General features: G+C 70.8%; 22 protein-coding genes. 10 read left to right on the top strand and 12 right to left on the bottom strand.

Annotation, left to right across the window (positions count from 1 at the left end; translation table 11 throughout):
- Positions 1-97 precede the first annotated feature (97 nt).
- The 4 genes from ABGB01_RS39255 to ABGB01_RS39240 form a co-directional block, all read right to left on the bottom strand.
- A complete protein-coding gene (locus ABGB01_RS39255; protein ID WP_347778814.1) occupies positions 98-892 on the bottom strand; it encodes a hypothetical protein in 795 nt (264 codons plus the stop codon).
- Positions 889-1,782 carry an ABC transporter ATP-binding protein gene (locus tag ABGB01_RS39250; RefSeq protein WP_347778819.1) on the bottom strand — a complete coding sequence of 298 codons (894 nt, stop codon included), beginning with the start codon at positions 1,780-1,782 and terminating at the stop codon, positions 889-891. Before ABGB01_RS39250 ends, ABGB01_RS39255 begins: the two co-directional genes overlap by 4 nt.
- A 269-nt stretch (positions 1,783-2,051) precedes the next feature.
- Complete coding sequence (locus ABGB01_RS39245) at positions 2,052-3,206, bottom strand: FAD-dependent monooxygenase (protein ID WP_347778813.1); 1,155 nt, start codon at positions 3,204-3,206, stop codon at positions 2,052-2,054.
- Positions 3,203-3,670, bottom strand: coding sequence for a transcriptional regulator (locus ABGB01_RS39240; RefSeq protein ID WP_347778812.1), 468 nt, complete (start codon positions 3,668-3,670; stop codon positions 3,203-3,205). Before ABGB01_RS39240 ends, ABGB01_RS39245 begins: the two co-directional genes overlap by 4 nt.
- Before the next feature lie 156 nt (positions 3,671-3,826).
- On the opposite strand from ABGB01_RS39240, the gene ABGB01_RS39235 reads away from it, so the two are divergent.
- Complete coding sequence (locus tag ABGB01_RS39235) at positions 3,827-4,507, top strand: TetR/AcrR family transcriptional regulator (RefSeq protein WP_347778810.1); 681 nt, start codon at positions 3,827-3,829, stop codon at positions 4,505-4,507.
- 3 nt (positions 4,508-4,510) lie between these two features.
- Positions 4,511-4,954 carry a hypothetical protein gene (locus tag ABGB01_RS39230; RefSeq protein WP_347778808.1) on the top strand — a complete coding sequence of 148 codons (444 nt, stop codon included), beginning with the start codon at positions 4,511-4,513 and terminating at the stop codon, positions 4,952-4,954.
- A 27-nt stretch (positions 4,955-4,981) separates the two neighbouring features.
- Here the strand turns inward: ABGB01_RS39230 and ABGB01_RS39225 are convergent, their stop codons facing one another.
- Genes ABGB01_RS39225 through ABGB01_RS39215 form a run of 3 tightly spaced genes read right to left on the bottom strand, consistent with a single transcriptional unit; the run spans position 4,982 to position 8,752 of the window.
- The gene (locus ABGB01_RS39225) at positions 4,982-6,121 is read right to left on the bottom strand and encodes an FAD-dependent monooxygenase (RefSeq protein WP_347778806.1); all 1,140 of its coding nucleotides are present in this window, start codon (positions 6,119-6,121) and stop codon (positions 4,982-4,984) included.
- Between the two features lie 16 nt (positions 6,122-6,137).
- Positions 6,138-7,142 (bottom strand): NAD-dependent epimerase/dehydratase family protein, encoded by a 1,005-nt coding sequence (locus tag ABGB01_RS39220; RefSeq protein WP_347778805.1) that lies wholly within the window; start codon positions 7,140-7,142, stop codon positions 6,138-6,140.
- A complete protein-coding gene (locus ABGB01_RS39215; RefSeq protein WP_347778804.1) occupies positions 7,139-8,752 on the bottom strand; it encodes a CocE/NonD family hydrolase in 1,614 nt (537 codons plus the stop codon). Before ABGB01_RS39215 ends, ABGB01_RS39220 begins: the two co-directional genes overlap by 4 nt.
- Positions 8,753-8,921: 169 nt before the next feature.
- On the opposite strand from ABGB01_RS39215, the gene ABGB01_RS39210 reads away from it, so the two are divergent.
- Positions 8,922-9,380, top strand: coding sequence for a helix-turn-helix domain-containing protein (locus tag ABGB01_RS39210; RefSeq protein ID WP_347778802.1), 459 nt, complete (start codon positions 8,922-8,924; stop codon positions 9,378-9,380).
- Between the two features lie 177 nt (positions 9,381-9,557).
- On the opposite strand, the gene ABGB01_RS39205 is transcribed toward ABGB01_RS39210, so the two are convergent.
- Positions 9,558-10,778 (bottom strand): MFS transporter, encoded by a 1,221-nt coding sequence (locus tag ABGB01_RS39205; RefSeq protein WP_347778801.1) that lies wholly within the window; start codon positions 10,776-10,778, stop codon positions 9,558-9,560.
- A gap of 198 nt (positions 10,779-10,976) precedes the next feature.
- Complete coding sequence (locus ABGB01_RS39200) at positions 10,977-12,056, bottom strand: NAD(P)/FAD-dependent oxidoreductase (protein WP_347778800.1); 1,080 nt, start codon at positions 12,054-12,056, stop codon at positions 10,977-10,979.
- 79 nt (positions 12,057-12,135) lie between these two features.
- Here ABGB01_RS39200 and ABGB01_RS39195 point away from each other — a divergent pair, with 79 nt between their 5' ends.
- The gene (locus tag ABGB01_RS39195; protein ID WP_347778798.1) at positions 12,136-12,531 is read left to right on the top strand and encodes a metalloregulator ArsR/SmtB family transcription factor; all 396 of its coding nucleotides are present in this window, start codon (positions 12,136-12,138) and stop codon (positions 12,529-12,531) included.
- A gap of 364 nt (positions 12,532-12,895) precedes the next feature.
- Here the strand turns inward: ABGB01_RS39195 and ABGB01_RS39190 are convergent, their stop codons facing one another.
- Genes ABGB01_RS39190 through ABGB01_RS39180 form a run of 3 tightly spaced genes read right to left on the bottom strand, consistent with a single transcriptional unit; the run spans position 12,896 to position 15,733 of the window.
- Positions 12,896-14,320, bottom strand: coding sequence for an FAD-dependent oxidoreductase (locus ABGB01_RS39190; protein WP_347778796.1), 1,425 nt, complete (start codon positions 14,318-14,320; stop codon positions 12,896-12,898).
- A complete protein-coding gene (locus ABGB01_RS39185; RefSeq protein ID WP_347778794.1) occupies positions 14,317-14,664 on the bottom strand; it encodes a hypothetical protein in 348 nt (115 codons plus the stop codon). Before ABGB01_RS39185 ends, ABGB01_RS39190 begins: the two co-directional genes overlap by 4 nt.
- A gap of 1 nt (position 14,665) precedes the next feature.
- Entirely contained in the window at positions 14,666-15,733 is a 1,068-nt protein-coding gene (locus ABGB01_RS39180; protein WP_347778793.1) for an NAD(P)/FAD-dependent oxidoreductase, read from the bottom strand.
- A 53-nt stretch (positions 15,734-15,786) separates the two neighbouring features.
- On the opposite strand from ABGB01_RS39180, the gene ABGB01_RS39175 reads away from it, so the two are divergent.
- The 6 genes from ABGB01_RS39175 (at position 15,787) to ABGB01_RS39150 (ending at position 19,807) form a co-directional block, all read left to right on the top strand.
- Positions 15,787-16,128: a metalloregulator ArsR/SmtB family transcription factor gene (locus ABGB01_RS39175; RefSeq protein ID WP_347778791.1), complete on the top strand. Its 342-nt coding sequence runs from the start codon at positions 15,787-15,789 to the stop codon at positions 16,126-16,128.
- Between the two features lie 115 nt (positions 16,129-16,243).
- Positions 16,244-16,411 carry a hypothetical protein gene (locus tag ABGB01_RS39170; RefSeq protein WP_347778789.1) on the top strand — a complete coding sequence of 56 codons (168 nt, stop codon included), beginning with the start codon at positions 16,244-16,246 and terminating at the stop codon, positions 16,409-16,411.
- A gap of 25 nt (positions 16,412-16,436) precedes the next feature.
- On the top strand, positions 16,437-17,852 hold the full coding sequence (locus tag ABGB01_RS39165) for an FAD-dependent oxidoreductase (RefSeq protein ID WP_347778787.1): 1,416 nt from the start codon (positions 16,437-16,439) through the stop codon (positions 17,850-17,852).
- Positions 17,853-17,866: 14 nt separating this feature from the next.
- Positions 17,867-18,130 (top strand): hypothetical protein, encoded by a 264-nt coding sequence (locus ABGB01_RS39160; protein ID WP_347778786.1) that lies wholly within the window; start codon positions 17,867-17,869, stop codon positions 18,128-18,130.
- Positions 18,127-19,365, top strand: a complete 1,239-nt coding sequence (locus ABGB01_RS39155) for an MFS transporter (RefSeq protein ID WP_347778785.1) — start codon at positions 18,127-18,129, stop codon at positions 19,363-19,365. The genes ABGB01_RS39160 and ABGB01_RS39155 overlap by 4 nt, the downstream gene beginning before the upstream one ends.
- Positions 19,366-19,396: 31 nt before the next feature.
- Complete coding sequence (locus ABGB01_RS39150; RefSeq protein WP_347778784.1) at positions 19,397-19,807, top strand: metalloregulator ArsR/SmtB family transcription factor; 411 nt, start codon at positions 19,397-19,399, stop codon at positions 19,805-19,807.
- Positions 19,808-19,809: the final 2 nt, after the last annotated feature.

Here is a 19,809-nt window from a genome sequence, read left to right as displayed (position 1 = left end):
GACTGAGCACCACCACGACACCATGAGCACCAGACCCCGTCAGGCCATCGCCTGGCGGGGTCGTTCATGTCGTCCACATAGACACCACGAACGCCGCCTACATGCCCATCTTCAGCGTCGCCCTACACCTGGCAAGCAGCGCCGCCGCGGCAACCAGCGCCAGCCCGGTGACGAGGAACAAGACGAGTACCCACCAGCGCTCGCCGGCGAACGCCCGCACCCGCTGCGCCCAGCCCAGCGGGGACAGCCACGCGAGCGCTTCCACCTTGGCAGCGTCGCCGAGCGCGCGCAGGAGAAAGGCCAGGCCGAGCGCTGCGGCGGCGAGGGCGTTGGTGGTTCGCGCATGAGTGGTGAGCTGGGCGGCGAGCAGGGCAACACCAGTGAACACCCACCCCGTGCCGCCCACGGCCGCGCCGAAGGCTGTAGCGCCCGCCACGGGCAGCCCCTGCCCGGCCAGGCCCAGCGTGATCAGCAGAGCGATGAGCACGTTCGCGCCCGTGGCCACGAGCACCGCCGCAGCCGACAATGCGTGACGGCCCACCCGGCAGGCACCGACAAGCTCGGCCCGGCCGGTCTCCTCCTCCGCCCGCGTGTGCCGAGTCACCACCACTATGCTCATCAACGCCGCCAGCGCCGCGGACATGGTGGTGGCCCGCCACGCGGTCAGCCCGCCGACCGAGGTCGCGTCGAACACCGGCCCGGTCAGCGCCTGCAACGCCGGCGCCGAACCGATGGTCACGCCCAGCGCGATACGCTGGCCGGCTTGCGGATACAGGTCGGCGATGGCCGCGGCGCTGACCGTGATCACGCCGGCGACCACGACGACCCAGACGGGCAGCAGAAGGCGGTCGCGGCGCAGCGCCAGCCACACCATCGTCAGGGTGCCGGTCATGCCGCGACTTGGTAGTGGCGCAGGAAGAGCTCCTCCAACGTGGCCGGCTGACAGGTCAGCGCGCGCACGCCGGAGTCGGTGAGCAGGCGCAGCACCGCCTGAAGATGCTCACCGTCGATCTGGAAACGAACGTGGCAGCCGTCGACGGTCAGGCCATGAACTCCGTCCAGACTGGGCAGGCCGTCGGGGAGGTGGTCGAGTTCGGCGCTGATCGTGGTGCGAGTGAGGTGGCGCAGCCCGGCCAGGGTTCCGGTCTCCACTGTCCGCCCGTCGCGGATGATCGTGACCTGGTCACAAAGCGCCTCAACCTCCGACAGCATGTGGCTGGACAGCAGCACCGTACGGCCGGCGCGCCGTTCCTCGGCGATGACCTCCCTGAACGCCGCCTCCATCAGCGGATCCAGGCCCGAGGTCGGCTCGTCGAGCAGCAGCAGCTCGACATCCGAGGCCAATGCGGCGATCAGGGCCACCTTCTGGCGGTTGCCCTTGGAGTAGGCGCGTCCCTTCTTGGTGGGGTCGAGGTCGAAGCGTTCCAGCAGCGCCGCCTTGCGCTGCCGGTCGATCCCACCGCGTAACCGGCCGAGCAGATCGATGGCCTCCCCGCCCGACAGCGTTGGCCACAGCACGACGTCGCCGGGCACGTACGCCAGCCGCCGATGCAGCTCGACCGCGTCTCGCCACGGCTGGCCTCCGAGTAACTCGGCGTGCCCCGATTCGGCCCGCAGCAGGCCGAGCAGAATGCGCAGGGTGGTGGTCTTGCCCGCACCGTTCGGACCGAGAAAGCCGTGGACCTCACCGGTTCGTACCGTGAGGTCGAGTCCGTCCAGGGCACGAACCTTGCCGAAATGCTTGGTCAAGCCGCTGACAATGATGGCCGGGCTGTTCGTCAAGAGAGCCTCCGCGAAGCCGGTCCGATATGACGTTGCCGACCAGACTTCCCGGCGCTCCAGCACGACAGTAACAGCGCCGCCGGGCGTCCACCAGATGGCCGCGACCTCTCAGCGCACGCAGGATCAGCGCCGCTCCGCCGCACGGGAGCGGCTGGGGTGTCGAGTCCGGCGATGACCGTGCGCCACAGCCGCAAAGCTACGGCGGAACCAGTCCTCTCATCCGGGCTTGGGGTCAGAGGACTGGTTCACGCCCCGCACCCGCCCGTGGCTCAGTGAGGCGTGGTCGGGGACGGCAGGTGGGGCGGACGCCAGCGCCAGGTGGGGTTGCCGTCGTCCGCGATGCCCCTGCGCCAAAGGGGGGTGGGCGTCAACCGGATCATGGTGACCAGAGCCCGGTGGAGGGCGCGGGAGGTGGTGCGGCGCCCGTCGGCGCGCGCGCCCCGCGCGGTGGCTTGGGTACGCGGGCGGCGCTCGGTGTCGTAGCGACGTAGCGCGGCCTCGATCGTGGACTCACCCGCGAGCGCTGCGCCGAGCACGACGGTGTCCTCCAGGGACTGCCCGGCACCCTGGCCGCGGTCGGGGCTCATGGCGTGCGCGGCATCGCCGAGCAGCGCCACCCGGCCGCGGACGTAGGCCGGCAACGGGTCCAGGTCGCAGATATCGATATGGATCACCGCCTCGTCCGGCGTTGCCGCGATCAGCGAAGGGATCGGATCGTGCCAGGTTGCGACTCGGCGGGCAACCTCGATCTTCTCCGTCTCGTAGCGGATGGCCGGCCGGCCGGCGGTGGTGACGTAGGCCCAGTAGGCCCGACCGCGGCTGATCGGATGAATCAGGAAGTAGCCGCCGGCACCCATGGTGATGCTGCCGGGGAGCCCTTCGGCGTCGGTGATGCCGAGCCAGGCGGTGCGCTCCAAGAAGCGCGGAGCCGGCGCGTCCGGCCATAGCAGCCGGCGCACGGTGCTGCGGATGCCGTCCGCGCCGATCAGCAGATCGGCGGTGGCCTGGCCGCCAGTCCAGGTGACCGTCACCTGCTGCTCGGCTTGCCGGACGCCGGTGACCTCGGCGTTCGTGCGCACCCAGGTCGTGGGCAGCGCCTGCAGCAGGATTCGATGCAGGTCCGCACGATGGAAAGCGACCAGGGGGGTCGGGTCGCCGGGACGGGCCTGTTGCAGGTAGCGCCCGTCGGGCAGACGCAGGTTGCCGGCCGAATAGGTGGGCACCCCGGCCGATCGGGCCTGCTCTCCCAGGCCGAGCGCCTCCAGCGCCCGCATCGCATTCGGGGCCTGGGACATACCTGCGCCGATCTCGCGCACCTCGGCGGCTCGCTCAAGTACGGTGGCCCGCCAGCCGATGCGCTGCAGCGCGACGGCTGTGGCCAAGCCGCCGATGCCGCCGCCGACCACGACAGCCTGTCTGGTCACGGGATCTCCTCCTCGATGCCGGTGTGCAGGGGCGGGGCGTTGTCGAAAACCTCGGCCATCCACGCGAAGGCGGCGTGCGCTTGCAGGATGCGCGCCCCCCGCTCTTCGCCCGGACCCACCAGGTCCAGGCCCTCCCGGGTGATGTCGAGGAATGAAGAGATGCCGGCGATCTGCTTGCGGACGACTACCTGCCAGGCGTCGGTGGCCATCCGGTAATAGACGGTCCGCTCTCCCGGCCGGGTGCGCCAGGTGAGAAAGCCCATACCGGACAGCAGGCGCAGGTTGGAGGTCAGCGAGGCTCGGCTCGCGCCGATCGCCTCGCTGATCTGCCCGGCCGACTGCTCCGGCGGGTCACAGACCATCAGCCAGCCCAGCACCCGCCCGGCGATCGGCGGTACCCCGTCACGCGCCAGGTACATCGCCACACGTTCGACCCACTCCAGCAACGACTCTTGATCGCTCACTTGCCCCCTCCCCTTTCATTACAGATATTTCAGTATGAACTAAAACTAATGAACGATCAACAGGCTCGTCGAAGGGCTCTGGATGCGGGCGTTGTGCTCCACTTGTGGGCTGGTGTATTAATAAAGCGAGCCTCGCTTTATTAATAGGAGTTGAGAGTGGCACGGACGGTCAACGCGACGGCGTACGCAGCAAGGAGGGACGCGTTCCTCGACGCCGCACAGCACCTCATCGAGACCAAGGGTTACGCGCAGATGAGCGTGCAGGAACTGGCGGAGCGGGCGGGCGTGTCGCAGGGCGCCTTCTACCACTACTTCGATTCCAAACCGGCGCTGCTGGAGGCCCTGATCGAGAGGGCCGCGGCCCAGTTGCGCGCCCACCTGTCCACAGCGTTGGAAGAACCCGGTCTCACGGCGGTGCAACAGCTCCAGCGCTTCCTCTCCGCGCTGGCCGGGTGGAAGCTGGCGCGCAGAGACGCCCTCATGGCGCTACTGACGGTGTGGTACTGCGACGACAACGCCGTGGTCCGCCAGAAGATGCGTCCCCGGCTGGCCGATCACATGGCGCCGCTGCTGTCCGCGATCGTCCGCTCCGGGATGGACGAGGGCGCCTTCTCCGTACGCCACCCCGATCAGACCGGCCGCGTGCTGGTCGCCCTCATCCAGGACCTCAACGACACACTCGGCGAGCTGTTTCTCACCGACCGCACGACGGCCGTCGAGATCGAACACGCCGTGGCCGCGTACACGGACGCGATCGAGCGAGTGCTCGGCGTGCCCGTCGGCTCGGTGACGCTGGTCGACCCAACGACACTGCACAACTGGCTCGCGAAGGAGTGAAAGATGGTCATCGCCCTGAAGATCCTGCTCGGCCTGTACACGCTGCAGGCCCTGGTCAAGTTCGCCAACATGTTCGCGGTGCCCTATAAGGTCCGAATCAAGCGGATCGCCGCCATGTACAGCGGCAACGGCCGTTCCATCAAGATCTTCGACGATGTGCTGCTGGCGTTCATGGTGGTGCTGGTGGCGCTGCAGGCGGCGGTTGGGCTGGAACACCTGAGCTTCACCACGGGTCTGATGGTCGGCTTGACGCTGACCCAGTTGTTCTTCCACCGGTTCAACCGGCCGCTTGAACCGGACAAAGCTCCCTCGCCGCCGACCTCGCCCATCAAGAGCATGTCGTACGCCATCCAGGCCAGCCCGGTGCTGGCCTGGCGTGAACTCCTCGTCCAGACGGTGCTCCTCGCGTGGGTGCTGTACATGCTGATCACTCAGAACGGCGCGTGATCGGCCAGGCGAGCAGCCGGCTCAGCCCTAGGTGAAGCGGCGGATTATGTAGCGGCGAACCGGCGGCAGGGAGGCCAGCCGCAGAGGTAGCAAGCTCAACCACAGCAGGAGGGGGCTGGTGGGAGCGTAGACGCCTTTGACGCGGCGGCCGAGTTTCTGCTTGCGCTCGGCTTCGGGTCGGATGGCCGCCTCCCACGCGGCCAGCGCGGCGGGGACGTCGCCGGGGTGGGCGGCCAGTTCCGTGCCGAGGCGGTCGGCGCCGCCGACGGCCAGGGACGAGCCGTATCCGGCGAAGAGGGTGACGCACCAGGCGGCGTCGCCGAGCAGCATCACCCGGCCTTTGCTCCAGGATGCTGCGACGACCTGGCTGATGGTGTCGAAATAGACCGATTCGGCCCGCTGAAGTCCGGCCAGGGCTTCGGGGATGATCCAGCCGAGGTCGCCATAGACGCGCTGCAGTTCGGTGGTCACGTCCTCGCCCGGGTGGGCGTGGCTTGTGCGGTAGCCGAAGAAGGCGACGTTGCGCCCGTCGGGGATGCTGATGACCGCGACGGTGCGGCCGCGGGATGACAGGGTGCCGGTCGCGCCGGTGGCGATGGTGGCAGGGCGCTTGTCGAGCATGTAGACGGCGACTTTGTGCTCCAGGTCGAGCAGGAAGTCCTCTTCCGGGCCGAACAGCAGGGCGCGGGTGGCCGAATGCAGGCCGTCGGCGCCGATCAGCAGATCGCCCTCCTGCGTGGTGCCGTCGGTCAAGGTCACGCGTACGGTGTGCTCGTCCTGGTCGACGGTGGTGAGGGTGGCGCCGAAGCGGATCTCGGTGTGGTCGCGGACCTTCTCGTACAGGACGGCTTCGAGGTCGCCGCGCAGGATGGTGATCGAGCGGGGGCCGGTGGTGGCGGTGATGGTGGCGCGGTCGAGGGAGAAGCGGCGTTCGCCGTTCGGCTTGTGGTAGACGAGTTCGTCGGTGATGAAGCCCTTTTTGAGCAGGTCGGGCAGGATGCCCATGCGTTCGGCGGCGTCGTAGCCGATGCCGCCGAAGGCGACGGCGTAGCCGCCGCCGCGCCGTTCTGGGGCGCGTTCAACGATGAGGGTCTCCCAGCCGATCTGGTGCAGACGCAGGGCCGTGGCCAGGCCGGCGATGCCGGCTCCGATGATGATGGCGCGCATGAAAGGGTGTGCTTCCTTAGCGTGAGAGGTGGTCGAGTAGCCGCTGTTCGGCGGCGGCGTCCAGCCAGGTGTCCGGGGAGGGGGCGTCCGCGCGGGGTGCCGGGTCGCCTTCGGACTGCAGCCAAATCCAGGTGTCGGCGAGGGTCTCGCGCAGCGGGCGGGTGGTGAGGCCTTCGGCCAGGGCGGCGCTGACGTCGGCGTCGTGCATGCCGCTTGGCGCGCTGCCGTCGGGCAGCCGCAGCCCGAACTCCATGCCGAGCGGCAGGTCGTGACGCAGGAGCAGCTCCGGCTCGGCCCACACCAGTTCGGTGTCGCAACCGGTGACCTCAAGGGCCGTGGTGAGCAGGTCGCCGAGGGTGATCGCGCCCGGTGGGCCGGTCGTGGTGAAGGCTCCGCTCAGGCCGCGTTCGGCCGAGCGCAGCAGCCAGGTGGCCAGGTCCCGGACATCGATGTATTGCAGGGGCGTGTGGGCAGGGGCGGGTGCCAGGACCCTGCCACCCTTGCTCAGGCGGCGCAGCCACCACGGGATGCGGCCGACATCCTCGTACGGGCCGAGAATCATCCCGGCTCTGGCCAGCAACGCCGCCTCGGGGAAGTACTCCAGGACGGCGAGTTCGCCGCCGCGCTTGGCCGCGGCGTAATCCGCGTCGTCGGTGCTGCCGGGGTCGCCGTCGACCAGGGGCGCCTGCTCGTCGGCGCCCGCGGGCCAGGGCCAGCGGTGCACGCCGCGGCTGGAGACGTAGCCGTAGTGCCCGGCCCTGCCGGACAGCAGGCGGGCGGTGTCGCGCACCACGCGGGGCGCCCAGGCCCAGGTGTCGATGACCGCGTCCCATTCGTGGCCGTCCAGCGCCCGCCGGACCGCCTCGGGGTCGGTGCGGTCGGCGATCAGCGGCCGCACACCGGGCGTGGGGGCGCGGCTGAGGCCGCGGTTGAGCGTGCTCACATCGTCGCCGCGCTCCAGCGCGGTCTCTACGACGGCGCGGCCCACGTGGTGGGTGCCGCCGAGAACGAGCAGTTTCATGACGCTCCTGGGGTGAGGGGCAGCCAAAGGGCTGACAGGTGATGGTGGTCGTGGAAGATCTCGTGCTCGGACGCGCGCAGGCCCGTCCCGGTCGCGAGCGGCTCGCCGGTGCCGGGGTTTCGGCCGAAGCGCGGGTGGGCGCCGCTGGAGACCTGCAGCCGGATGCGGTGGCCACGCTTGAACCTGTGGGCCATCGGCCACAATGCGATCTCGACCGTGCGGATGTCGCCCGGGTCGCGCAGGCGCACGATCCCGTCGCACACGTTGATCGACCGGCCGCGCGCGTCCACGTCGCACAGGCGGGCGAAGTAGTCGACGTGCGGGTTGGCAGAGCGCGCGTGCAGCCGCACGCGTACCGGGCCGACCGCCTCGACGTCGCCGGGCAGGGGCGCGGTGGTGAAGGTCAGCACGTCGGCTCTGGCCTCGACGGCGCGGTTGTCCCGCGCCCCGGCCGACAAGCCCACCTGAGTGCCACCGACGGTGGGGGTCGGGTCGGCGGGGTCGTAGCGGTAGCGGCTGGGAGGGCTCTGGCCGTCGTGCGGGGTACGGCTGAGGCCGCCTCCCGGACGCAGGAACCATGGGGTCGGCTCGTGCGCGGGCGGCCACGCGGGCACGTCGATCCAACGGCCCGCCCCGGTGGCGAACAGCCGTACACCGGTCGGCGCCTGCCGCCCGAGCAGCACGGTGTCCAGCGAGGCCAGTGCGTCGTTCAGCCCTTGGCGGGTGTAGAGGCCGCGCCCGTGGCTCCAAGGGCCGACCAGCAGCCGCACCTGGCGCCCGGCCGCGACCAGGGCGGCGTAGTCGGCCAGCATCCCTGGTAGGAAGAAGTCGTGCCAGCCGCCCTGCACATGCACCACTGGCGGCATGCGCTCGGCGTTGGCCCGGTGGTCGGTGCTCGCCCAGTACTCCTCACCGGGACCGTGCCGCACCCAGTCCCGAAACCAGGGCACGGGGTGCCCTGTCAGCACCTGGTCAGCCTCCTGCAGGGGAAGGGTGAGCGTGGCGCGCGACAGCCGCCGGGCGGCGCCGACCAGGCCGGCCATCTGGCGGGTGATGCCGTAGCCGCCGGTGAACATCCGCTCCACCAGCTGCACCCAGCCCAGCGCGTTGCCCGTTGCGAAAGCCCCGCCGGGGTACATGAAGCCTTCGGCGAACGACGATGGCGCGTCCTGAATCAGCGCGATCTTCCACTCCGGGATGTCGCGGGCGGCCAACTCCCACTGCACCAGGCCGAGATAGCTGGCTCCCCAGGTGGCCAGCTCGCCGCCGAACCACGGCTGGGCACGCAGCCAGCTCAGGGTGCCGTCGCCGTCGGCCGGGTCGATGACGAAGCCGTCGAAGCGGCCACCGGATCCGGCCGTGCCGCGCACGCTCTGGTACAGCACCTGGTAGCCGCGCTCGGCCAGCAGCGCGGGAAGCCGGTCCAGGACGTTGCCGCGGCCGTACGGGCTGCGCAGCAGCACCAGCGGCGGGCAGTGCTGGCCCGCCGGGTAGTAGTGCGTGGCCAGCAGCCGCACACCGTCGGCGGCCGGGATCTCCACGTTTCGCCGCACGCGCACCCGGTGACGCAAGGCGGGCCGCACGCCGTACAAACGGCTGAGCAGGGTCATAGCCGGTCAACTCCCTATCGACGTGGAACTGGATGTCACATCGCCGACCAGGCTTCCCGGCACACCACCGAACCTCTCGCGAGAGGCCGACACGAGAAACTATACCGACTTTTCAGAAATTTCTGAAGTCTCGGTTCATTCGCTATCCTGCTTGCGCAAGGAGGCATACGTGAACGACAGGCATGAGCAGTGGCAGGCGGCCGAACGGCTGGCCCTGACCCTGGTCGAAGGCGGGCTGCAACGCATGTCCGCGCGCACTCTGGCGGTCTTCCTGTTCACCGACCAGGAGAGCGTCACTGCCGGCGAGATCGCCGACCGGTTGGAGGCCAGCGCGGGCTCGGTCTCCGGCGCGATCAAATCCCTGCTGACGGTCGGCCTGATCGAACGCCTGCCCGCGCCGGGCAGCCGCCGCGAGCACTACCGGCTCCGCGACGACGCCTGGGCCACCCTGTTCACCAGCCAGAACACCGTCATCCAGGCCATGCTCCAGGCCGCAGCCGCCGGGATCGCCGCCACCGAAACCGGCGATCCCGCCCATCAGCGGCTGACCCAGATGCGCGCCTTCTACGCATTCCTGCTCGGCGAACTCCCCGCCCTGTTGAACCGCTGGCACGAGCAGAACACCTGACCCAGCCCGCCGGCCGCGTGGGTCGGCTGTCTGGTGGGCGATCTGCTGCAGTTCCGTGCCGTGCTCGAGGACCTCGTTGTTCCGTTTCGTTGATCGCTTCCGCCATGGTTCGTACGGTCCCTGAGACCGGTGGCGGTGTGTGGGGCGGTCGATATCGACCCAGACGTTCTCCGAGGATCAACTGGCGCAGCTTCGCTCGATGTCGGAGCCGGCGGCCGGAAGGCGGCCGGTCCCGGCCATGCCCGCAGCCAGCGTTCCGAGCAGCACGAGGCCGGCGAGGACACCATAGGAGGCGACGTAACCGCCCATCACCTCGGTCAGCAACGCTCCCGCCCCCGGCGCCAGCGCGGTCGCAGCCGTGACGGGTGCGGTGAACACACCGTTGATGCGGCCGAACGCCCGGGTGCCCCACCTGTCGGCCACCGCAGTGGCCTGCAGAAGGGTGAACAGTCCGCGGATCGCCCCCGCCAGCACTGAGACCACGATCAGCAGCGCCGTGGGGCCGGGAAGAAGCCCGAGCGCGAGCACGGACACGGCAGCGGCGGCGAGCAGTCCGACCGTACGCGGCCGTGACTCGACCCGGGCTGACAGAGCCCCGTAGCCCAGCCTCCCGAGCAGTTGTCCCGCGCCGCACAGACCGAGGGCGACGGCGGCCAGATGGGTGTCCATCCCCCGCCACGTCAGGAGTGGCACGAGGTTGACCGTGGCCGCGAACATGCCCAGCGCGGCCGCCGACATGGCCACGGTGAGCATGATGAAGGCACGGCTGCGTACGACGGTCGCCGGGTGGGGGTCCTGCCGGTGCGCGACGCGGCTCGCCCCGGGCCAAGGCGGCGTCAGCGCCAGCGCGTGCAGCGGAATGGTGACGGCTCCCAGAATCACGGCGAGCAGCAGGAAGACACCCCGCCAGCTCATGAAGTCCAGCAGGTACGCCGTCAACGGGGCGAACACCGTGCTGGCCAGACCCCCCACCAGGGTCAGCGTGGTCAGTGCCCGCAACCGGTGCGGGCCGTACCACGAGGTCAGCGCCGCGAACGCCGGAGGGTAGAGCACCGCGGCCTGGGCCACGCCCGACAGCGCCCAGGCGGCGTAGAAGGCCGGCAGGCTCGGAGCCGCCGCGATCGCCAGTACGGATACGACGCCCACCACCGATCCGGCCGTCATGACCTGCCGGGGCCCGCGGACGTCGATGAGCCGCCCGACGACTATCCCGGCCACGGCTGACACGACGGCGCCGAGGGAGAAGGCGCCCATCGAGGCGGCGGCCGACCAGCCGGTGTCGGCGCTCACCGTACTCACCATCACCGGGAAGGCGTAGTACAGCACGCCCCATCCGGTGATCTGGGTGACGCACAGCGCGATCAGGGCGCGTCGCAGTCCACGCTGCACACCCGTCATGCGACCGGCTCATGTCTCAACGCGGCAAGGCCGCAACGTGCGAGGTGGCGGCCGGCCGGGGGCCAGGATTCGGCGGGCCTCCGGCGAGAGCGCGGGCGCGCTCGATGAATGCCGCCAGGGGCAGCAGGCCGGCTCTGCGAAGACCTGCCCGGCCTGTTGGACAGGACGGTCGACAGAGCACACATCGCATACCTTCCATCAGAGTCCGATGGAGCCGGCCGCATCGCGGATATAGGCGGCAAGCTGACCGGCGACGTAGTCGGCGTCGCGGCTCACCCCGCGCACGGTGTTGGAGGAGAACGAGCGCTGGAACTCCAGCCCCAGGTAGACCAGCCCGACGTGGGTGGTGGAGATCCCGTGGACGTGTGCGGGCAACCCTGCGGCGTCCAGAGCTCCCAGTGAGCGCAGGTAGCCGAGATCGGGCCGGTAGCCGGTGGCGAACAGGGCTACGTCGACCTTCTCCCGCCTCCCATCCGGCCAGACGACCCCGTCGCCGTCGAATGCGGTGAACATCGGCTGCCGGTCGAACCGGCCCGATTCCAAGGCGTCGTGGTAGTCGCCGGTGTCGAGCACGAGCGGGCCGGGCAGGAGGTGCCCGAGCCATGAGCCGGACAGCAGGTCGAAGCCGCTGGTCTCGAGCCAGTGGTGCAGATCCTGGCCGCCGATCCGCTGCTGCATGAAGGAGATCGGCTGCAGGGTCGCGATGGTCACCGAAGCGACCTCGGCCAGCTCGTAGGCCACCTGGACGCCCGAGTTGCCGCCTCCTACGACGACGACTCTCTGGCCGGCGTACCGCTTGGGGTCGCAGTACTGCGCCACATGCAGGATCTCTCCGGTGAAGTCCTCCTGGCCTGGCAGGACGGGCCGGTACGGCGTGCCGAAGGAGCCGCTGGCGGCAACGATCCCGGCGGCGGGGATGGCCTGACCGTCGGCGGTCCGGACGACGAACCCCCGGCCATGGGATTCCACGCCGCTGACTCGTGTCCCGGTGCGGATCTCCACGTCGAGTTGGGCGGCGTAGCTCTCCAGGTAGTCGGCGACCTCGTCACGCGTCGGATAGCGATCGGGATCGCCCGGGAAGGGGAAGCCGGGCATCGCGCTGTAGCGGGCGGGAGAGAACAACGTGAGGCTGTCGTAGTAGCCCGGCCAGGAACCCGAGGGGCGATCGCCGGCCTCCAGGACGAGGGGCCGCATACCCGCATCACGCACGGCACGCGCTGCGGCCAGGCCGGACTGCCCGGCTCCGACGATGACGACTGGATCGGTTGGTGTGGTCATGCCCGGGAATATATATCTGTGATTAGAGATATGTCAAAATGCAGATATGCTGATTGAATGTCCCGGGAAGGGGGGACCCATGCCGCAAACCTCGACCACGACCGCCGGTCCGGACGCCGATAGGCATGCCTGCGCAGCGCCCGACACAACAGCGTCCGACACAACAGCGCCCGACGCACAGGAAGAGCCGGTCGAGCTCAGCCCTGCCGTGCACGGCTTCCTCAAGGCGCTGGCCAGCCCGACCCGGCAGCGCATCATGCTGCTGTTCGCCCGGGGCGCGGAGCTGTCGGTGAACCAGGTGTCCCAGCTCGCCGGAATCGGTCAGCCCCGGGCCTCCGAGCAACTCGCTGAGCTGAAAAGGGGCGGCATCCTCACCTCCCGCAAGGAAGGCAAGGTCGTTCTGTACCGGGCCGACAAGGAGACCGTCGCCTCTGCCCTGTCCAACCTGCAGGCCTATCTCCAGCACTGCTGCTGATCGCCGAGCGGACCCGGCCGATCCACCGGCTCGGTTCAAGCCGACGTTGTCGCCATGCCGCATGCCGGCGCGTTTGACCTGCGGAATCATGCAGGTTCACGGGGTCGCCTGAGCTGTTTGCGGATCGTGGCTGCGCATGTACCGAGCGCCGCCGCGGGTGGCCGGCCTGAACCCGCGCGGTCACCCGCCTCGATGGGGGAGCGCCGGACAGGATGGCAGGTCGAGTGGAGCCGGTGGAGAAGGCAGTTCGCATCGAGATGCTCCTCACCTCATGCACGCCGGTTGAGCCGTGGAACGCGGGGCGGCCCGCCCAGCCCTGACGATGGGCTGAGCGGCGGCCGAGCGTTGTGGGGGGTGGGCGGTGTTATCCGGCCAGGGCGGCGAGTTTGAGGGCGGCGGCCGGTTCGACGCCCAGTTCGTGGGCTGCGGCCATGACCGCGTCGGCGGGGTTGGTGTGCTGGGTGAGGTGGCGGGTGGTGGCGGCCATGAGCTTGGCGGGAGTGTCGGGCGGCAGGCCGAAGTCGTCGGTGATGGCGCGCACGGCCAGGGTGATCGAGCAGACGCCGGTCTCGGGCAGGTCGAGCTGGACCTCTCGCGCCGCTGCCCAGTCGCCGTCGAGCGCGGCGATGACGGAGCGGGCCTGCTCATAACCGGTGGCCAGCAGGAAGGTGGGGGCGCGGCCGTAGCTCTTCATCCCGATGGCGTAGTAGCCGGGCTCGGGGTGGGCCAGCTCGTCCACGCCGTGGGGGCGTACGGTGCCGCAGGAGTGGTCGTTGGGGTCGATCAGCGGGGCGAGCAGGCGGGTGGTGCCGAGGATGGGGTCGAGGTCGAGCCGCAGTTCGGCGGCGATGGAGTGGTCCGGCCGGTAGCCGGTGGCGGCCACGACGTGATCGGCCTTGAGGGTGCGATCGGAGCCTGCGGGCTGTCGGGAGCGGAGTTCGACGGTGCCGTCGGTCAGGACGCGGACGGCGTTGACCTTGAAGCCCGCCGCCAGGTCGACCAGGCCCTTGTCGATGAGCAGGCGCAGGCCCGAGCCGAGGGAGCCGCGGGCGGGCAGGGCGTCCGCTTCGCCGCCGCCGTAGGCGCGGTCCGGCGCGTCGGCGCGGATGGCCCAGGTGATGCGGGTGCCTGGCGCCTGCTCGGCCAGGTCGGCGAGCGTGAGGAGCGTGGTGGCGGCCGAGTGCCCGGCGCCGGCCACGATCGTGTGGCGGCCGGCGAAGCGGTCACGGTCGGCGCCGAGCACGTCGGGCAGGGCGTGGCAGATCCAGTCGGCCGCCTGGCGCTCGCCGTGGGCGGGCAGCCCGTTGGCGCCGAGCACGTTCGGTGTTGCCCAGGTGCCGGAGGCGTCGATCACCGCCCGCGCGCGGATCTCGCTGTCGTCGGCCAGCCGTATGACGAACGGAGCGTTCTCGCGGCCCGCCGTACGGAGCCGGTCGACGTGTACGCGGCTGATCGCCGCCACGCGCGCCCCGTAGCGGACGTGCGGAGCGATCGAGGGGTGGCCGGCCAGCGGCTCGAGGTAGGCGGAGACGAGGTCCTCGCCGGTGGGCAGCGTCTCGGGGCCGGGCGGCGTCCAGCCGGAGGCGCGCAGCAGGCGCACCGCGGCGGCGTCGGTGTTGTAGCGCCATGGGCTGAACATGCGCACATGTCCCCACTGGCGCACCGAGGAACCGGCGACGGGCCCGGCTTCCAGGACGACGAAGGGCAGGCCACGTTCATCCAGGTGAGCCGCGGCGGCCAGGCCCACGGGGCCGGCGCCGATGACGGCCACGGGCAAAGCGGTGTTCATCGGGCGAAGTCCTTTCCAAGTCGAGCGGTTCTGCGCAGCGGTGTCAGGGCCAGGCCGGAGACGGCGTACATCACCAGGCCGTAGGCCGGCACGATGAGGCTGACGAGGGCCGCGGCGGCGGCCAGCACGATCCCGTAGGCGATCGGCCCGTCCAGAGCCAGGCCGTGCACCACCGCCACCGCGGCGGCCGGCACCACCACGACGTTCACCGCCATGGCCGCCACCAGCGCGCGCGGGCGGCGCAGCATGGCGGTCAAGCCTTGCCCGGTGAGCGCGGTGCCGATGGTGATCATGGTCGCCACCAGCAGCAGGAGAAGTCCCAGCGTGACCAGTGGAGACCCCATGTCACAGGCCGTAGGCAGCCAGGACGCCGCCGGCGTAGGCGGCGATCGGCGCCGCCACGTGTTCGGCGTCGCGGTGCACGCCACGCAGGGTGTTGGAGGCGAAGGAGCGCTGGAACTCCAGTCCGACGTAGCCGAGCCCGAGGTGGGTGGTGGACAGGCCGCCCGCGTGCAGGGGCAGCCCTGTTTCGTCGAGGGCGCCGAGCGGAGCCAGGTAGTCCAGGTGCGGCAGGTAGCCGGTCGCGTAGATCACCGCATCGACGCGCTCACGCTCGCCGCCGGCCCGCACCACCTGGTCGCCGTCGAAGGCGGAGAACATCGCACGGCGCTGCAGGCGGCCGTCGGCCAGGGCGGCGGCGTAGTCGCCGGTGTCCATGACCAGGGTGCCGCTGGCGACGCGGGCCAGCCAGGCGGGCGGGAGCTGGTCGAAGCCGGTGGTGGTGTGCCAGTAGTGCACGTCCTTGCCGCCGACGATCTGCGGCATGAGCTGCAGCGGCTGGCGGGAGGCGATCGTGACGTCGGCCACCTCGGCCAGTTCGTAGGCGACCTGGACGGCGGAGTTGCCGCCGCCGACCACCACGACGCGCTGCCCGGCGTAGTGCTTGGGGCTGCGGTAGTCGGCCACGTGCAGGGCCTGCCCGGTGAAGCCGTCCTGGCCCGGTATGGCGGGGATGTAGGGGTTGCCGAAGGAGCCGCTGGCCGCGATCACACCCATGGCGCGCAGCGTCTCCCCTGCGGCGGTGTGCACCAGGAAGCCGCCTGCGCCGTCGCCCTCCACCGCGGTGACGCGGATGCCGGTGCGGATCTCAGCGTCCAGGCCGTCGGCGTAGCGCTGCAGGTAGGCGACGACTTCGTCGCGGGTGGGGTAATGGTCGTCGTCGCCGGGGAAGTCCTGGCCGGGCATGGCGCTGTAGCGGGCGGGCGAGAACAGGGTGAGGCTGTCGTAGTAGCTGCTCCACGAGCCGGTGGGCGTCGGGCCGGCTTCGAGGATGACGGGCGTGCGACCGGCGGCGCGCAGGGCGCGGGCGGCGGCCAGGCCGGACTGGCCGGCGCCGATGACGATGGTGTCCATGCCGCCGAATCATATCCTCATATCCAGAAATGACAATACGGTAGAGTCGTGCCATGCAGACGGCAGGCAGCGGCATCCAGCTCACCGACGCGGCGCGCGGCTTCCTCAAGGCACTGGCCAGCGACACCCGCCAGCAGATCCTGTTCCTGTTCGAGGGCGGGGTGGAGCTGACCGTGAGCCAGGTGGCCGAGCGCCTGTCGCTGGCCCAGTCGGCCACCTCCACACACCTGGCGACGCTGCGCGAGGGCGGGGTGCTCACCTCCCGGCGCGAGTGGAAGACCGTCTACTATCGCGCCAACCCCGACGGGGCGCGACAGGCGCTGGCCGACCTGCAGGCCGCTTTGGCCGCGTGCTGCCCGCCGGGCGATGACCCCTCCGCCGGCGGTTGCGGCTGACCGGGCCGGAAGCGGCCACACGTCCCAGCTTAGGCTCTCGTCTAATTTGACAATCCTCTAATCAATGGTTCAGAATCTGAGCTGTTTAGATGAGCTTCTATTCAGGAGGTGCGCGATGCGCGCTCTGCTCACCCGCCTGCGCCGCCCCGCTGGCATCTCGGGGGACATCTCGGGCGTCACCTTCAACGAGGCGACCTCGGAGGTGTGCGACCGCACCTGCCGCGCTGAGGCCGCCATCGAGCGCGCCCGCACCTCCGCCCTGTCGTCCCTGTCCTTCCGCTGACCCGCGCGCCATCTGGAGAGCCGTCATGAGTGACCGTTGCTGTGGCACCACCGCCATCGAGATCGAGCCGTTCACCACCCCTCAGCAGACCACCCCCGGGCAGACCGGCGCGCTGCCGGTCGTCGTGATCGGCGCCGGCCCGGTCGGCCTGGCCGCCGCCGCCCACCTGGCGGAGCGCGGCATCGACTTCACGATCCTCGAAGCCGGCGACCGCGTCGCCGCCTCGGTGGCCCAGTGGGGCCACGTTCGGGTGTTCAGCCCGTGGAAGTACAACGTCGACGCAGCCGCCCGCCGTCTCCTGGAGGCCGACGGCTGGACCGCTCCGGACGGCGAGTGGCTACCCACCGGCGCCGAGCTCATCGATGACTACCTCGCCCCGCTGGCCAAGCTGTTCGGTGACAGGGTGCGCCTCGGCGTGAAGGTCACCGCGATCAGCCGCCTCGGCTACGACCGGGTACGCACGGCAGGCCGGGAGGAGGTGCCGTTCCTGATCCGCCTGGAGAGCGGCGAAGAGCTGCAGGCGCGCGCGATCGTCGACGCGTCCGGCACCTACACCAGTCCGAACGTGCTCGGGGCGAGCGGCCTGCCCGCGCACGGCGAGGGTGCGGTCTTCGTCGACCACGCCCTGCCCGACGTGCTCGGCGCGGACCGTGACCGCTACGAGGGCAAGCACACGCTGGTGGTCGGGGCAGGGCACTCGGCCGCCACCACCCTGCTGGCCCTGGCCGAGCTGCCGGACACGCCGATCACCTGGGCGATCCGCGGTGGCAGCGCGAGCCGCACCTACGGCGGCGGCGACGCCGACGCGCTTCCGGCCCGCGGGGCGCTCGGCACCCGGCTGCGCGCCCACGTCGAATCCGGCCGCATCACCCTGCTGACCGGCTTCTTCGCCCACCGCGTCAACGCCACTGACCAGGGCGTCGAGGTGGTCAGCCGCGACCCGTCCGGGCACGAGCAGAGCGTCACCGTGGACCGGATCGTGTCGGCCACCGGCTACCGCCCCGACCACTCCATCGCCGCCGAACTCCGGCTCGACCTCGACCCGGTGCTCGGCTCCACCCGCGCCCTGGCCCCGCTGATCGACCCCAACCAGCACTCCTGCGGCACCGTCCCCGCCCACGGCGTGGACGAGCTCGCGCACCCCGAGCCCGGCTACTACGCGGTCGGCGTCAAGAGCTACGGCCGCGCCCCCACGTTCCTCATGGCCACCGGGTACGAGCAGGTTCGCTCCGTGGTCTCCGCCCTGGCCGGGGACTGGGATGCCGCCCGCGACGTCCAGCTCGACCTGCCCGAGACCGGCGTGTGCTCCTCCAACCTGGCCGAGGCCCAGGAGCAGCGGGTCGGCCTGGCCACCGGCATCAGCGGCGGCCTGCTGTCCACCCCGCTTCCCCTCGCCACCGCCACCGCCACCGCCGAGTCCGGCGGCGGCTGCTGCGGGTGAAAGGAACAACCCCGATGTCCGACGGCTACCCCACCGCCGCCCAGAAGGAGGCATTGCGCCTAATCTGCGACCACGAGCCGATGCCCGCCCACCGGCTGGCCGACGAACTGGTCGCCGCCCGCAGGCCCAGCACCAACCCCGGATACGCGCCGGCGATCGCCCGAATGGCGGGAACGCTCGCCTGGCGTCTGCAAGCCCAAGGCTTCATCACCGAGACCCACGCAGGCGGGTGGGCGACCACGGCTGAAGGCCGCGCGCTGATCGCCTGTCCGGCATGAGTTCCACCGCCGAGACCGCCGCCCTCGAACAGCAGGGCGGCGGTCCGCCGCGTTCCGGACATGGCCGGCGGGTCGTCGCTGCGCTGGCCATCACCCAGACCATCGGCTACGGCGTGCTCTACTACGCCTTCTCCGTCTTCCTCGCCCCGATGGCGCGCGACCTGCACGCCACCAACACACAGGTCGCCGCCGCCCTCACCCTGTCCATCCTGATCGCGGCCCTGTGCGCGCCGCTGGTCGGCCGCCTGCTGGACGTCCGCGGCGGGCGCGCGCTGATGACGGCGGGGTCGTTGCTGGGCGCCGCAGCGGTGCTGGCCTGGTCCAGGGTGGAGAGCCTGCCGCAGTTGTACGCGGTGTTCGCGCTCGTCGGCGTCGCCTGCTCCATGGTGTTGTACGAGGCCGCCTTCGCCGTCATCGTCTCCCTCTACGCCGGCAACGAGCGCGGCCGGGCGAACGGGCTGCTGGCACTGACCATCGTCGCCGGGTTCGCCTCCTCGATCTTCCTGCCGCTCACCGGCCTCCTCGTCGACCGGTACGGCTGGCGTACGGCGCTGGCGATCCTGGCCCTGGTCTACGGGATGGCGGCGATCCCGCTGCACGCCCTCGTACTGCGCCGCCGCACCCGTACGGCAAGCACGCAGGCGTCCGCCGCGGCGCGGGAGCGGGCCGACATCGTCAAGGCGGCCACCCGCCGGCGGCCGTTCTGGTTGCTGGTGATCGCCTTCACCGCCAACGGCGGCGCGGTCGCCACCGTGGCGGTCCTGCTCATCACCTACCTGATCCACCTGGGCCACTCACCCGTGCTGGCCGCCACCCTGGCCGGGCTGCTGGGCGTGCTGTCAGTGACCGGCAGACTGGTCACCACAGGCCTGCAGACCCGGCTGCCCGCCGCCCTCATCGCCGCCGCCATCTTCGCCCTGCAAGGCGTGGCCGCCCTCCTCCTGCCGCTGATCGGGCGTAGCGTGGCGGGCGCGATCGGCGCGGTGCTGCTGTTCGGGCTCGGCTTCGGCATCGCCTCCATCACCCTGCCGCACCTGCTGGTCGGCCGCTACGGCACCGCCGCCTACGCCTCGCTGGCCGGCCGCATCGCCGTCTTCTCCGTCGCCGACAAGGCGCTGGCCCCGCTCGGCGCGGTCGCCCTCGCCCAGGCCGCAGGGTATGGCTGGGTGATGGGCGCGGTGGCCGCCGCCTGCGCGATCGCCGCGTTCGCGCTGGTGGCCTACCACCGCTTATAATTTCGACAGACTTCTAATCAGGAGGGTTGTCATGACCGTCCCCGCCGGCCAGTGCTGCGCCCCGATCGCCCGCGAACCGCTGGCCGAGGACGCCGCCGCCGAGCTCGCCGTCATGCTCAAGGCGGTCGCCGACCCGGTACGGCTGCGCCTGCTGTCGATGATCGGCTCCCACGCCGGCGGCGAGGCCTGCGTGTGCGACCTGACCGGCACCTTCGACCTGACCGCCCCCACCATCTCCCACCACCTCAAGGTGCTGCGCACGGCCGGGCTGATCGACGGCGAACGGCGCGGCACCTGGGTCTACTACCGCATCATCCCCGAGGCGGTGAACAGGCTCGGAGCCTTGTTCACCCCGCTCACGGAGCCCTCTCCCGGACCCGGCCCTCAGCTGACCCCTGGGCCTGCCGCGGGAAGCACCGAGCTGGAGCTGCTGCCCGCATGACG

The organism is Nonomuraea sp. B5E05 (assembly GCF_039880665.1).
GTDB lineage: Bacteria > Actinomycetota > Actinomycetes > Streptosporangiales > Streptosporangiaceae > Nonomuraea.
The sequence above is the reverse complement of the archived record's forward strand: the minus strand, read 5'-3'. Positions and strand labels throughout refer to the sequence as shown.

What these genes read in the sequence shown, in the direction of transcription:
- ABGB01_RS39255 (WP_347778814.1), bottom strand. Translation starts at nt 892, where the DNA reads ATGACCGGCACCCTGACGATGGTGTGGCTGGCGCTGCGCCGCGACCGC.
- ABGB01_RS39230 (WP_347778808.1), top strand. Translation starts at nt 4,511, where the DNA reads ATGGTCATCGCCCTGAAGATCCTGCTCGGCCTGTACACGCTGCAGGCC.
- ABGB01_RS39225 (WP_347778806.1), bottom strand. Translation starts at nt 6,121, where the DNA reads ATGCGCGCCATCATCATCGGAGCCGGCATCGCCGGCCTGGCCACGGCC.
- ABGB01_RS39220 (WP_347778805.1), bottom strand. Translation starts at nt 7,142, where the DNA reads ATGAAACTGCTCGTTCTCGGCGGCACCCACCACGTGGGCCGCGCCGTC.
- ABGB01_RS39215 (WP_347778804.1), bottom strand. Translation starts at nt 8,752, where the DNA reads ATGACCCTGCTCAGCCGTTTGTACGGCGTGCGGCCCGCCTTGCGTCAC.
- ABGB01_RS39205 (WP_347778801.1), bottom strand. Translation starts at nt 10,778, where the DNA reads ATGACGGGTGTGCAGCGTGGACTGCGACGCGCCCTGATCGCGCTGTGC.
- ABGB01_RS39200 (WP_347778800.1), bottom strand. Translation starts at nt 12,056, where the DNA reads ATGACCACACCAACCGATCCAGTCGTCATCGTCGGAGCCGGGCAGTCC.
- ABGB01_RS39195 (WP_347778798.1), top strand. Translation starts at nt 12,136, where the DNA reads ATGCCGCAAACCTCGACCACGACCGCCGGTCCGGACGCCGATAGGCAT.
- ABGB01_RS39190 (WP_347778796.1), bottom strand. Translation starts at nt 14,320, where the DNA reads ATGAACACCGCTTTGCCCGTGGCCGTCATCGGCGCCGGCCCCGTGGGC.
- ABGB01_RS39185 (WP_347778794.1), bottom strand. Translation starts at nt 14,664, where the DNA reads ATGGGGTCTCCACTGGTCACGCTGGGACTTCTCCTGCTGCTGGTGGCG.
- ABGB01_RS39180 (WP_347778793.1), bottom strand. Translation starts at nt 15,733, where the DNA reads ATGGACACCATCGTCATCGGCGCCGGCCAGTCCGGCCTGGCCGCCGCC.
- ABGB01_RS39175 (WP_347778791.1), top strand. Translation starts at nt 15,787, where the DNA reads ATGCAGACGGCAGGCAGCGGCATCCAGCTCACCGACGCGGCGCGCGGC.
- ABGB01_RS39170 (WP_347778789.1), top strand. Translation starts at nt 16,244, where the DNA reads ATGCGCGCTCTGCTCACCCGCCTGCGCCGCCCCGCTGGCATCTCGGGG.
- ABGB01_RS39165 (WP_347778787.1), top strand. Translation starts at nt 16,437, where the DNA reads ATGAGTGACCGTTGCTGTGGCACCACCGCCATCGAGATCGAGCCGTTC.
- ABGB01_RS39160 (WP_347778786.1), top strand. Translation starts at nt 17,867, where the DNA reads ATGTCCGACGGCTACCCCACCGCCGCCCAGAAGGAGGCATTGCGCCTA.
- ABGB01_RS39155 (WP_347778785.1), top strand. Translation starts at nt 18,127, where the DNA reads ATGAGTTCCACCGCCGAGACCGCCGCCCTCGAACAGCAGGGCGGCGGT.
- ABGB01_RS39150 (WP_347778784.1), top strand. Translation starts at nt 19,397, where the DNA reads ATGACCGTCCCCGCCGGCCAGTGCTGCGCCCCGATCGCCCGCGAACCG.